General features: G+C 54.7%; 14 protein-coding genes and 1 pseudogene. 8 read left to right on the top strand and 7 right to left on the bottom strand.

What is annotated here, in order from left to right; all coding sequences use genetic code 11:
- Positions 1 to 192 precede the first annotated feature (192 nt).
- Positions 193 to 1,548 carry a glycoside hydrolase family 1 protein gene (locus NSS88_RS14310; RefSeq protein WP_341085131.1) on the top strand — a complete coding sequence of 452 codons (1,356 nt, stop codon included), beginning with the start codon at positions 193 to 195 and terminating at the stop codon, positions 1,546 to 1,548.
- Here the strand turns inward: NSS88_RS14310 and NSS88_RS14315 are convergent.
- From NSS88_RS14315 to zwf, 3 genes are all read right to left on the bottom strand, one after another.
- Positions 1,543 to 2,718, bottom strand: coding sequence for an ISL3 family transposase (locus NSS88_RS14315; RefSeq protein ID WP_050367897.1), 1,176 nt, complete (start codon positions 2,716 to 2,718; stop codon positions 1,543 to 1,545). The two genes, NSS88_RS14310 and NSS88_RS14315, sit on opposite strands and share 6 nt — an antisense overlap.
- 291 nt (positions 2,719 to 3,009) lie before the next feature.
- Positions 3,010 to 3,627, bottom strand: a complete 618-nt coding sequence (locus NSS88_RS14320) for a cyclase family protein (RefSeq protein WP_061580547.1) — start codon at positions 3,625 to 3,627, stop codon at positions 3,010 to 3,012.
- Between the two features lie 73 nt (positions 3,628 to 3,700).
- Positions 3,701 to 5,194, bottom strand: coding sequence for a glucose-6-phosphate dehydrogenase (gene zwf / locus NSS88_RS14325; RefSeq protein WP_061580546.1), 1,494 nt, complete (start codon positions 5,192 to 5,194; stop codon positions 3,701 to 3,703).
- Between the two features lie 228 nt (positions 5,195 to 5,422).
- Here zwf and rnz point away from each other — a divergent pair, with 228 nt between their 5' ends.
- The gene (rnz, locus tag NSS88_RS14330) at positions 5,423 to 6,346 is read left to right on the top strand and encodes a ribonuclease Z (protein ID WP_033016476.1); all 924 of its coding nucleotides are present in this window, start codon (positions 5,423 to 5,425) and stop codon (positions 6,344 to 6,346) included.
- Here rnz and namA read toward each other — a convergent pair.
- A complete protein-coding gene (gene namA / locus NSS88_RS14335; RefSeq protein ID WP_049626669.1) occupies positions 6,343 to 7,365 on the bottom strand; it encodes an NADPH dehydrogenase NamA in 1,023 nt (340 codons plus the stop codon). The two genes, rnz and namA, sit on opposite strands and share 4 nt — an antisense overlap.
- 139 nt (positions 7,366 to 7,504) lie before the next feature.
- The gene (gene proI / locus NSS88_RS14340; protein ID WP_049625499.1) at positions 7,505 to 8,344 is read right to left on the bottom strand and encodes a pyrroline-5-carboxylate reductase ProI; all 840 of its coding nucleotides are present in this window, start codon (positions 8,342 to 8,344) and stop codon (positions 7,505 to 7,507) included.
- A gap of 509 nt (positions 8,345 to 8,853) precedes the next feature.
- Here proI and NSS88_RS14345 point away from each other — a divergent pair.
- Together NSS88_RS14345 and NSS88_RS14350 are read left to right on the top strand one after the other, a co-directional pair.
- Positions 8,854 to 9,384: pseudogene (locus NSS88_RS14345) on the top strand (MBL fold metallo-hydrolase); the annotation flags it as partial.
- Positions 9,385 to 9,443: 59 nt separating this feature from the next.
- A complete protein-coding gene (locus NSS88_RS14350; protein ID WP_049626761.1) occupies positions 9,444 to 10,232 on the top strand; it encodes an SDR family NAD(P)-dependent oxidoreductase in 789 nt (262 codons plus the stop codon).
- Positions 10,233 to 10,358: 126 nt separating this feature from the next.
- On the opposite strand, the gene NSS88_RS14355 is transcribed toward NSS88_RS14350, so the two are convergent.
- Entirely contained in the window at positions 10,359 to 10,556 is a 198-nt protein-coding gene (locus NSS88_RS14355; protein ID WP_049626760.1) for a YqzH family protein, read from the bottom strand.
- 15 nt (positions 10,557 to 10,571) lie between these two features.
- Positions 10,572 to 10,790 carry a CDGSH iron-sulfur domain-containing protein gene (locus NSS88_RS14360; protein ID WP_047818654.1) on the bottom strand — a complete coding sequence of 73 codons (219 nt, stop codon included), beginning with the start codon at positions 10,788 to 10,790 and terminating at the stop codon, positions 10,572 to 10,574.
- Positions 10,791 to 10,874: 84 nt separating this feature from the next.
- Here NSS88_RS14360 and NSS88_RS14365 point away from each other — a divergent pair, with 84 nt between their 5' ends.
- The 4 genes from NSS88_RS14365 (at position 10,875) to NSS88_RS14380 (ending at position 12,330) form a co-directional block, all read left to right on the top strand.
- Complete coding sequence (locus NSS88_RS14365; protein WP_033016481.1) at positions 10,875 to 11,219, top strand: iron-sulfur cluster biosynthesis family protein; 345 nt, start codon at positions 10,875 to 10,877, stop codon at positions 11,217 to 11,219.
- Complete coding sequence (locus NSS88_RS14370) at positions 11,209 to 11,448, top strand: YqkC family protein (RefSeq protein ID WP_033009050.1); 240 nt, start codon at positions 11,209 to 11,211, stop codon at positions 11,446 to 11,448. Before NSS88_RS14365 ends, NSS88_RS14370 begins: the two co-directional genes overlap by 11 nt.
- 270 nt (positions 11,449 to 11,718) lie before the next feature.
- A complete protein-coding gene (locus tag NSS88_RS14375; RefSeq protein WP_033009052.1) occupies positions 11,719 to 11,961 on the top strand; it encodes a YqkE family protein in 243 nt (80 codons plus the stop codon).
- Positions 11,962 to 11,976: 15 nt separating this feature from the next.
- The gene (locus tag NSS88_RS14380) at positions 11,977 to 12,330 is read left to right on the top strand and encodes a hypothetical protein (protein ID WP_049626759.1); all 354 of its coding nucleotides are present in this window, start codon (positions 11,977 to 11,979) and stop codon (positions 12,328 to 12,330) included.
- Positions 12,331 to 12,334 lie beyond the last annotated feature (4 nt).

A 12,334-nucleotide genomic window follows, 5' to 3' on the forward strand; every position in this document is an offset into this window, starting at 1 on the left:
CATTGCTGGGAGCGTTGGTGCTCTCCAAAGCGCATGAAACAGTTTTCACAACGTCTAGACGGGCTTCGTACCTCCGCCCGTCTCGTTTTATAAAGAAGCAAATATGTCATCATGAGGATGATGCCCAAAGGTGAATTTTCCAAGGCGTTCAATCACTGAAACACGTCTGTTCACAGATAGGAGGGTCTTTCCATGTCACAACAGCGTAAATCGATCATCCCCGACGGCTTTTTATGGGGTGGGGCGGTGACGTCGTTCCAGACGGAAGGGGCGTGGAACGAAGGCGGCAAAGGGCTGTCGATCGTGGATGCGCGCCCGATTCCAAAAGGGCATTCCGACTGGAAAGTGGCGGTCGATTTTTACCATCGCTACAAAGAAGACATTGCGTTGTTCAAGGAGCTCGGCTTTACCGCCTACCGGACGAGCATCGCTTGGACGCGCATTTTTCCGGACGGGGAAGGGGAGCCGAATGAAGCGGGGTTGGCGTTTTATGACGCTGTGTTTGATGAATTGAGGGCGAACGGTATCGAGCCGGTCATTACGCTGTACCATTTCGACTTGCCGCTGGCTTTGGCGAGAAAATACAACGGCTTCGCATCAAGGAAAGTCGTCGACTTGTTTGAGCGGTACGCGCGCACCGTATTTGCGCGTTACCGCGGGAAAGTGAACTATTGGCTGACGTTCAACGAACAAAATTTAGTGCTCGAACAGCCGTATTTATGGGGGGCGATCTGCCCGGAAGACGAAGACCCGGAAGCGTTTGCCTACCGCGTCTGTCATAACGTGTTTATCGCCCACGCGAAAGCCGTGAAGGCGCTGCGCGAAATCGCTCCCGAGGCGAAGATCGGCGGGATGGTGACGTATTTGACGACGTATCCGGCGACATGCCGGCCGGAAGACGCTTTGGCGAACGTGCAGGCGAAAGAGCTGTTCCTTGATTTCTTCTTTGATGTGTTCGCCCGCGGCGCCTATCCGCGTTATGTGACCAACCGGCTTGAGAAAAAAGGAATCTGCCTGCCGCTCGAAGCGGGGGATGAGGAGTTGCTCCGTTCGCAGACGGTCGACTTTTTGTCGTTCAGCTACTATCAAAGCCAAATCGTCCGCCATCAGGAACAGGATGAGCGGATCATCAAAGGGCTTGAACCGAATCCCTATTTGCCAAAGACGAAATGGGGCTGGGCGATCGATCCGATCGGGTTGCGGATGGCCTTAAAAGACGTGTACGCCCGCTACCAGATGCCGATTTTCATCACCGAGAACGGCATCGGGCTTGAGGAGGAGCTGAATGAGGACGGCACGGTCGAAGATGATGAGCGGATCGACTATTTGCGCCGCCATATCGAACAAATGAAGATGGCGATGGAAGAAGGAGTCGAGGTGATCGGTTATTTAATGTGGGGAGCAACCGACTTGTTAAGCTCGCAAGGGGAGATGCGCAAGCGCTACGGCGTCATTTTCGTCAACCGCGACGACGAGAACTTGCGCGATTTGAAGCGCTATAAGAAAAAAAGGGTTCATCACCAAAAGTTGTACTTGCACCTGTCATGAAAGTATGTTAGCTGTTTCTAGCCGAACCCGCAATGCAAAACGCTGGATATTTCTGTATCCGTATCCCCGACGTTTCATCAGCTTGATCTTGTTATTTGTTCCCTCCATTTTCCCATTTGAATAAGGGGATAAAATGCACGATATGATTTCGTCTGTTCGTTTGACGAGTGATTTTGCGATGGCGCGAACAGCAGAACAAGGACAAAACAAATACCTATGAACCCAGGCGTTCAAACGACGTTTCGCCTGTTGCTCATCTTTGCTTTTGAACACATAGCGAACATGTTGGAGCGATTGGTAAACAGACTTTAAGTAATCGCTTTCATTACACCATTCTCGTATGATTTGACGTTCTTCCTCCGTCAATTTCTCTGGGCATTGGCTCAATAAACGGCAAACGTAACGAACATTTCCGTGTTTCTTGCCTCCTTTGCCCAAATATTTGCGACAACGTTCTAAAGCATCGGTAAACAGCTGAATGACATGGAAATAGTCGACGACATGTGTCGCCTCTGGGCAAACCCGTTGAATCGCTTTTTTCATCGCTGGAGCCAAGTCACTCACGACATACTGAACGGAACGAGACACATGAGCCAATGCACGCCCAATGGCTTCCTCGTTCTTTCCTGCTTCCATGGCATACACTTCTCCCGTTTCGGCATCCATGATCGCCACTCCATAGTCGTGCCCTTTTCGAAAAGCAAACTCATCGACACAAACCGCCTTTGGTTGGACGTCATTCGATAGGAAGGAAGGGGCATGGGTATAAAACCATCGTTCAACGGTCGTGTAAGGAAGCTTGAGCATACGAGCCACCGCCTGAATGGATGTTCCGATGCAAGATTGCGCGACCCATCGCTGAAAAGCATCCGTCGCCACACTTCGAGGAGAGATGGCTGGATACGACGTGCTGAACGTCACGCCACACGTGCTACAACGTCTGCGCTCGACAGGAAGTTCGATCCAAAAAATTCCGATTCGCTGAGCATAGCCATGCATCCATTGCTTCTTTTTGTCTGTCATTTTGATCGTGCGCTTCAAGCAGACAGGACATAACGGGCATTGTTCGGGTAGAGAAAGTTCGAAAATCCAACGTTCCCCTTCTTTTCGCACCTTTTGAATCAAAACATCTGGTAAATCGATGAGTTCTTTGATAAACTGAGAGTACATGCGAATTTCCCTCCATGGTTTGGTTTGGTCACCTTTACCATACAGGAAAATTCGCATTTTTTGTACCCTCTATTTCCTCTATGCACACCTACCTTAAATGATCAAGTACAACTTGTGGTGAAGAGCCAAAAAAAGCTTCTACTGGTTCCAGCGCGTCATTCGCACGAACGGGGAAGAGCTGTAAACAGAGGCGGGGAAGCCCCCGCCATTTTACCAGTCTTTAGGGCGGCCATGGCGAATATTCAATTTGACATGATCAAACAGCCGGTCCCATCGGGGGACCGGCTGTTTTTACGGCTCGCGGTCCAACAGCAAGACGCGCGCCGGGGCGGCGTCGGTGCCGACGAGTTTGAGCGGAGCGGCGACCATGAAATAGCGGCCTTCGGGGACGTCTTTCAGCCGCAGCCCTTCGATGATGATGACGCCGGCCGAAAAGAGCGTTTTATGGGTCGGATGGCCTTCTTGCGCTCGCTCAATGCCAAGGGCGTCGATGCCGACGCCGCGGATTTGTTTGTCGGCTAGATACCGGGCCGCGTCTTCGGCGACGAAAATAAACTCAAAGTTAAATGCATCATCAAAGGAGTTTTTCGTTTTAAACAGAACGAAGTCGCCTTTTTGAATGTCAAGATGCGCGATGTCGTCTTTCGTGATCCGGTCGTTGACATCGGTTAAATCGAACAGCTTGCACGGGCCGACGAGGTCGTCCAATGGAATCGTTTCAAACGTCGCCCCGCCTTCGACCATATGAAGAGGGGCGTCAATGTGCGTGCCGGTGTGCACGTCCATGTCAATGCGCGATTCGGTCACATAGCCGTTGGTGACGGTGGTGCGCTTCGGTTGTTTTTCCGGTTTGTTTTTATATACGGGCATGCCCTCGTAAATCGGGGCCGTGACGTCATACACCTTCATCGTTCATTCGCTCCTTTGCATGAGAGATAATGCTCGCTTGTCCAAAAGGGCGGCGGGCGCAAACGATTCGCGGTTATGGCCGCGGATGCTCGATCGGCCACCAGTGGAAGCCGTCTTTTTTGAGCAGCTCGTCCGCGGCCGCCGGGCCCATGGAGCCAGCCGCGTAGTTCGGAAAGTCGGAAGCTTTTGTGTTCGCCCACACCTCAGAAATTGGGTCGACAAACTGCCATGACGCTGCTACCTCATCCCAATGGGTGAAGTTTGTCGCGTCGCCGCGCATGCAGTCGTACAGCAGCTTTTCGTACGCTTCCGGCGTGTTGATCCCATCGATGCAGTTGTTGCAATAGTCGAGTTGAAATGGAGCTGTTATGGTCGTCGATTCCCCGGTTTTTTTGCCGTTTAAATGAAGGGTGATCCCTTCGTCCGGCTGGATGTGGATGACGAGCAAGTTCGGGGCGATCGTCTCATTCGTCCGGTAATACAAGTTCATCGGTACATCTTTAAATTGGACGACGATTTTCGTCGATTTTTCCGCCATCCGTTTGCCGGTGCGAATGTAAAACGGCACGCCAGCCCAACGGAAGTTGTCGATCAGGAGTTTTCCAGCGACGAACGTTTCCGTGTTCGAGTCCGGATCGACGTTCGGCTCCTCGCGATACGCCGGCACGTGTTTGCCGTGGATCACCCCGCGCCCGTATTGGCCGCGCACGAAATAGCGGTCGACTTCATCGTGCGCAATCGGTCGCAAGGCGCGCAACACTTTCACTTTTTCATGGCGGATGTCATCGGTCGTTAATTTGATCGGCGGTTCCATCGCCAACAGAGCGACCATTTGCAGCATATGGTTTTGCACCATGTCGCGCAACGCCCCGGAATGGTCGTAGTAGCGGCCGCGGTCTTCGACGCCGAGCGTTTCGCTCAATGTGATTTGAATGTTGGCGATGAACCGGTTGTTCCAAAGCGGCTCGAAAATGGCGTTTGAAAAGCGGATGACCTCGATGTTTTGCACCATTTCTTTGCCGAGGTAATGGTCGATCCGGTAGATTTCCCGCTCGGAAAAGACGCGGCGAATCTCGTCATTCAGCTTCTCGGCGCTCGCCAAGTCATGCCCGAACGGCTTTTCGATGACGAGCCGCTTAAAGCCGTGCGTTTCCGTCAATCCTTCCGACTGCAAGCGGGAAGTAACGGTGCCGAAAAATTCCGGCGCCATCGCCAAATAAAAGATGCGGTTGCCTTCGGTCTTGTATGTGCCGTCGAGCTGTTCGAGGAGCGACTTTAAGCGCTGATACGACTCGGCTTCCGTCACGTCGAACGGATGGTAATAGAAATGGGAGGTGAATCGGCCGTCGGCGAGCTTTTGGTGAAACGCCGTTTCGACCGAGTCGCGCACATAGTTCCGGAACTCGTCGGCCGACAACGGGCGGCGCGCGACGCCGACGACAGCGAATTGCTCGTTCAAATGCCCTTTTTCATACAGGCGGTAAAGGGACGGAAACAGTTTCCGTTTCGCCAAATCTCCCGTCGCTCCGAAAATGACGATGATCGATTTCGGATTCATGTTGTCCACCGTATGTACCTCGCTTTAACCAAATTTGTCTCTTCAATGAAACCATTGTAGAGGTTTGCCGGTCGGAACGCAAACACTTTGTTGCTTTCCGGCGGGAAAGCGTTTATGTTCATGAAAGAGCCGGGCGCCAACCCGGCGTTTTTGAGCGCAAAAGAAAGTTGAAAAGCCGTTTTGACATTGGTACGCTAACAACAGGCCATATTGAGCGAGAAAAAGGAGTGAAGCGCGTTGGAACTGTTGTTTTTAGGCACGGGTGCCGGCGTGCCGGCCAAAGAGCGCAACGTATCGTCCGTCGCCCTGCAGCTGCTTGGTGAACGCGGGGCGACATGGCTGTTTGACTGCGGCGAAGCGACGCAGCATCAAATTTTGCATACCGCCATTCGCCCGCGCCGCATCGAGCATATTTTTATTACGCACTTGCATGGCGACCATTTGTTTGGATTGCCTGGACTGCTAGGCAGCCGTTCGTTTCAAAGCGGCGAGACGCCGCTTACGGTCTTCGGCCCAAAAGGCATTCGCGCGTTTGTCGAAACGGCCCTTGCCGTCAGCGGGACAAAGCTCCGCTATGAACTGAACATTGCGGAGATCGATGAGGGCGTCATTTTTGACGATGAACGGTTTTCCGTCATCGCCAAACGGCTCGATCACGGCATGCCGTCATACGGTTTCCGCGTCGTTGAAAAAGATTTGCCCGGCCCGCTCTTGGTCGAGCGATTGCAAGCACTCGGCGTCCGCCCCGGCCCGATTTATCAAGAAATTAAGCAAGGAAAAACGGTCGTGCTGGATGACGGCACGGTCATCGACGGGCGCGAATTTGTCGGGCCGCCGCAAAAGGGGAGAATCGTCGCCGTGTTGGGCGACACCCGTTTTTGCGAAGCGGCGATTGAACTCGCCCGCGATGCCGATGTCGTCGTCCACGAGGCGACGTTTGCCGCGGCGGAACAGCGGCTGGCCCATGACTATTTCCATTCCACGACCACAGACGCAGCCGAGGTGGCGAGGCGGGCCGGGGCGAAGCGGCTTATTTTGACCCATATCAGCTCTCGCTACCAAGGTGAGGCGGCGCTGCAGCTCGTCGCCGAGGCGCGCAGCGTGTTTCCGAACACCGAGCTCGCCGTTGATTTCGCCTCGTTTTCGATCCCGCGCGGTTAAAACCGCCAGCCGCGCTCATATTGGACGGGCGCCGAGATTTTTGCGCCCAGCTCTCTCGCCGCGGCGTATGGCCAATACGGGTTGCGCAGCAGCTCGCGCCCCAAAAAGACGAGATCGGCGCGGCCGTTTTGCAAAATTTCTTCCGCTTGCCAGCCGGACGTAATGAGGCCGACAGCGCCGGTCGGGATGTCTGCTTCACGGCGGATCAGTTCGGCAAATGGCACTTGGTAGCCGGGATAGACGTTCATGCGCGCCGGAACAATAGCGCCGGAGCTGACATCGACGAGGTCGACTCCTTGTTCTTTCATCCGCTTGGCGTATGGGACATAGTCTTTGGCCGTCAGCCCGTCCGGATGGTAGTCGGACGCCGAGATGCGGACAAAAAGCGGTCCGTCCCACACCTCGCGGACAGCGTCGATCACCTCGCCTAAGAAACGGTAACGGTTTTCCGGAGAGCCGCCGTACTCGTCTTGGCGCCGGTTGGAGAGCGGCGATAAAAATTCGTTAATGAGGTAGCCGTGGGCGGCATGGATTTCAATGACGTCAAAGCCGGCTTCCTTCGCGCGCCGTGCGCCGTTTTGGAACGCTTGCACCGTTTCTTCAATGTCGGCTTTCGTCATTTCTTTTGGCGTCGGCGACGAATCATCAAACGGGACGGCTGACGGAGCGATGATCTCTCCCGGCACTTGCGATTTTCTCCCTGCATGGGCAAGCTGGATGCCGATGGCCGCCCCATGCTCTTTCACAAGCCCAACGAGTTCGCGAAGCGCGGCGATATGGTCATCGCTCCAAATGCCTAAGTCGCGTTCAGAAATGCGACCTTGCGGCGTCACGCCGGTCGCTTCAACGATAATCAAGCCGACTTGGCCGACAGCGCGAGCCGGGTAGTGGATTTTATGCCACGTGCGTACGGCGCCGTCTTTCGTGTCGCACGAATACATGCACATCGGCGACATGACAATTCGGTTTTTCAGCGTCAGCCCGCGGATTGTATACGGCGAAAACAATACCGTGTTCATGACAAGCAGCTCCTTTCTAGGCCGATGAGTGGTTCATGACTGATGATAGCACGCTGCTTATCAAAAACAAAATAAAACGGATTGTCGCCGTGTTCGGGCTAGGCGGGAAAAGGAGCGGCGCGCTCCGGAGGTCCGCTCTTTACGCTTCGGCGATGGCAGAGAGAAGAGCGCTGCCGAGCTCTTCGGAGCGGGCCGTCGCCCGGCGGATGCAGGCGATGACCGCTTCTTGGAACCGGTATTGCTCAAGCACGCCAATGCCGGCTTCGGTCGTGCCGCCTGGGCTCGTGACTTCACGGCGCAGGACGGATGGGTGCTTGTCGGACGCTTTTAGCATCTCGGCTGCGCCGATGATCGTTTGCAAAATGAGCCGTTTGGCGACATCTCGCTCAAGGCCGATGTCGGCCGCCGCTTTTTCCATCGCTTCGACCAAGTAATACACATACGCCGGACCGCTCCCGGACAGGCCGGTGACCGCATGCAAGTCGCGCTCCGGCACAACAGCGACGATGCCGACCGTTTCAAACAGCTGTTTGGCGACCTCAAGATGTTCTTTCGCGGCGAAGCGGCCGCCGGCGATGGCGGTCGCTGATAAGCCGACGGCGGCGGATGTGTTTGGCATGGCGCGCACGACAGGGATGTTGCGTCCAGCGAGCCGTTCGATCGTCTCGGTCGTGATGCCCGCGAGCAGTGAAAGAATGAGCTGATGGGCGCGGAGGGTCGGTGCGATGGCGTTCATCGCTTCGACGACGTCTTTCGGCTTCATCGCCAAAATGACGATATCCGCTTGTTTGACGGCTTCTTGCGCGCAACCTGCCGTGCAAACACCGTATTGGCGCGCCAGCTCCTCAAGCCGAGCGCGGTTTTGTCGGTTGGCGACGACAATGTGCGCCGGATGGCAAAACGCTTTCGTCATGCCGGCGATGAGCGATTCCGCCATCGAGCCGGCGCCGATGAGCGCGATCGATCGTTCGTTGTTCATCATTCCACTCCTCCTTGCCTTGGTGTATCCATCCAAAAGAGAAAGGTTTCCCGTCCTGCAAAAGGACGGAAAACCTTCGTTTCCGCGGTACCACCTTTTTTGGCCTGATTTGGCCCAAGCGCCAAACAGGCCCGACTCTGCCCCGATAACGCCGGGGAGGCGTTTAGGTTGGCCTAACAGCTCCTAGGGTAGGTTCAACCGCAAAGAGGGCCGCAAAGCCTTCCAGCCGCGGGCTTCGCTCTCTGGTGCCGTTTGCGGTTTACTGGCCCTGTTCATCGCCGGTTTGCCGTATCCGTGATGTTATTAGTCATTATGCCGCGGGACAGGTGCTGTTGTCAAGAGAGGAGAGCGAATTTTTTTGCAATTTCGTCGTGCGGAAGAAAAAGGCATGACAAATGGATGAAATCGATGTAAACTGTAAAATAAAATATAATGAATAACTATTCATTTTGACTGATGAAACGGTTCGAACGGGATGGTTCATGAACTTGAGGAAAGAAGGGAACGCAATGAACGAGGAACGAGTGTATCGGATCACGGTGCCGACGCCGTTTCCGGTCGGCGATGTGCATATGTACGTGATCGCCAGCGATCGGTTGACGCTGGTCGATGCCGGAGTGAAAACAGAGGAAGCATGGCAGCTGTTTGTGAAGCAGCTTGGCGAGGTCGGTTATGCGCCAGAGGATATTGAACAAATCGTCATTACTCACCATCATCCGGATCATGTCGGCTTGCTTGATTATGTTCCGCATGCGCCGATCATCGGCCATCCGAAAGCGGATCCGTTTTTGCGCCGCGAACGTTCGTTTATGGAGCGGTACGTCCAATTTTTTCAGGAATTTTTTACGGAATGCGGCGTCGACCGCCGTTTGTTCAGTCAGCTGTCCAAAGAAGGCGGATCGCTTCGCTACGCAAGCCGGCGCGGGCTTGACATCATGGTGACGGAAGGGGACGCGGTGCCGGGGATGCCCGGGTGGCAGGTCATCGAAACGCCGGGGCATGCGCAAAGCCATATCGCCCTCTACCGCGAGGCGAACGGGTATGTGACGAAAAAGCAGGAAGCCGGCCGATACGTCTACGAAGCGGCGGGGGTGTCGGTGTGCGGCTGAAGGGGCGCCATGTCGTCATTACCGGAGCGTCGGGAGGAATTGGCGAACAAATCGCCTATGAAGCGGCGCGCCAAGGGGCGGTGCCGGTTCTCTTGGCGCGCAGTGAAGAAAGGCTGAAAGAAGCGAGCGCGCGGATCGAAGCGCAAACCGGTATTCGCGCCCCGTATGCATTGCTTGATGTCAGCGACCGCGGCATGATCGAGGCGGTTGTTTCCCAGCTCATTGCGGATCTTGGCGCGATCGATGTGTTGGTCAACAACGCCGGGTTTGGCGTCTTTCGCTATGTCGAGGACATCGACTTGGATGAAATGGAGAGGATGTTTGCCGTCAACGTCTTCGGCCTCATCGCCTGTACGAAGGCGGTGTATTCGCATATGAAAGAGAGAGGAAGCGGTCATATTATCAACATTGCGTCGCAAGCCGGCAAAATCGCGACGCCGAAGTCGAGCGTCTATTCCGCGACGAAACATGCCGTCATCGGCTTTACTGACAGCCTTCGCCTCGAGGCGGGGCGCTTTGGCATTTTTGTCACGGCCGTCAATCCGGGGCCGGTGGAGACGAACTTTTTTTCAACCGCTGATGAATCGGGAGAGTATGTGCGCAACGTGTCGCGTTGGATGCTGCGCCCGGAGGCGGTGGCGAAGCGTGTGGTCGACGTGATGATGACGCCGACGCGCGAAGTGAACATGCCGCGTTGGATGGATCTCGGCAGCCGGCTGTATCGCCTTGCGCCGAGTTTGGTGGAAAAGGTGGCGAAAGGGGCGTTTTTCCAAAAGTAAGCGAGGGTGTCCCAAATATAAGGGGCACCCTTTCTGATCATCGTCTAGACGCGCGAAACGCCTTTCCTCTTCTTGAAGAAAGATGGCCTTTGGGGCCAACCCCGTGTTCGTTTGACACGAGCCGGGTCAAGCGCTGGTGATGAACCGGTAGACGGCGTCATGGACAAGTTCATACATGTCCGCGTTTGGCTGCCTCTCTTTGGCGGCGGCAATGCGGGCGCAAAGCTCGTGCCAGTCGTCTTCGCCAAGCGGCATCATGTCATCATCATAGCCATAATGCCGCAGGCAGTTGCGCACTTGTTTTTGCAGCCATCGTTCGTCCATCGGCTTCTCACCGCCTTATTGTTTATCCGTTTCCGGCAAAGGGGCGCGGACGACCGATTGGAATCGGCCTTTATGTGAACCGTCGCAAAACGGTTTATTGTTCGACAGCCCACAACGGCAGAGCGAAAACGTTTGTTTGGTCACAAACGGCTTTCCTTCTCCATCGAGCAGTTCCACATCGCCGGTGACGCGCAGCGAACCGTTGTCATTCACTTTGATTTGCACGTTTGCCATCGCTTGTTCCTCCTTTGCTTTGACAGTTTCGCGTGTTGGCAGGTAAAATGAAAAAGAAAATCAATAAGGAAAAAGGAGTCAAGCATGAGTGTATCGATCACGTTTACGGATGCAGCCAAACGAGCGCTTGCCTCTATTGTAGCGCAATCCGAGCGGCAGTTAAAGCTGGCGTTTGACACGGACGGCTGCGGCTGTTTGGTCGACGGCGTGCCGGTGCTATGGCTTGTCGACAAGGCCGATGACGATGATTTGGCCGTCGAGACGAATTTCGTGCCGGTGCTCGTGGAACGGTCGCGCCTTATCTTTTTTGATGAAGCGATGACGATTGACGTCAAGCCGGGAACAACCGTTTTTCAGCTCAAAAGCCTAGGGCAAACGTTGAATGGTCATATGCCGCTTGTTGAGGTGAAATCCGGCGATGAACGGTAAGTTAGAGCAGCTCGCAAAGACGGCGAAGCAAAAAACATGGGTGTCGTTCACCCATGAAAACGATCCGTACAGCTTGCTTCATTGGTCGGTCGCCGGCCCGTATCATGAGGCGAAAGACGTCTGGCTGCTGCAAAACGAAATGACGTTTGAAACGAAAGAGTTTCCGACGCTGGAGGCGGCCATTGCTTGGCTTGGTGAGCATATGCCGCACATCACCGAAGTGTTGTAAAGGGGACGCCCTGAAAGCCGATTTGGGCTGCAGGGCGCCCCTTTTGATAAAAGCTGCATCGTCCATGTTGCGGTTATTGAGGACTGTTTTGCCGCTTGGTCGGGTGGATTGCTTTTTCCAATTCTTCTTTTGCGATCACCGGCTTGACCGTATCAGCGGATGGTTTCCCTTTTTGGGCGCGGTTTTTCGCCATCCATCATCTCTCCTTTTCTTTGTCGTGTAGTTGTATCGTTTGACAAATGAACGATTGTTATGCAAGGGGGGGCGGACATGATGAAGAAGATCGGGCGAAAAAAAGAGCAAGGGACGGAGGCTTTGACGATCGCCGACCGGCTTGGCGCCGCGGTGGAAGCGAAGCTGCTTGAGAAAAAGCGCGCACTTGCCGAGGAAGAAGCGCGGAGGCGAGCGGCAGAGGAAGCGCGGCGCCGCGAGGAAGCGCGCCGCCGTGAGGAACAGAAATCGTTTGCCGAGCTGCTTGAGGAAAGCGAGCTAGACTGGCGGAAATTTAAGTAGCGGAGGGGATGGACGATGAAATCGAATGCGGCAGCGACGCGCCCCTCTTCTTTTCCATTCTGGACGGCTGGAGCAGTCGTCGCGTTGGCCGTCAATTTGCGCGCGCCGCTTACGACGGTCGGCCCGCTCGTCGCAAATGAGCGGCCGCACGTACCGAACGAGAGCCCGTATGCGGCCGTCAACGGCCGCCGGGCTCTCGATTTGTTTGCATTTTTTGGCTCGATCTATTTTTCAGCAAGGCATGTCGGCTTTCTTTCCGCTCCTTTGGTTTTTATCTTAATTAGGCGAGAAGACTCCCACTTCAACGAAGCGAAGCGGAGTAAGTGGGAGATGAATCGCCTTAACTATATTTTGCTGAAAATAGGATAGATTC

It is taken from the genome of Geobacillus sp. FSL W8-1251 (assembly GCF_038005945.1).
GTDB classification, from domain to species: domain Bacteria; phylum Bacillota; class Bacilli; order Bacillales; family Anoxybacillaceae; genus Geobacillus; species Geobacillus stearothermophilus.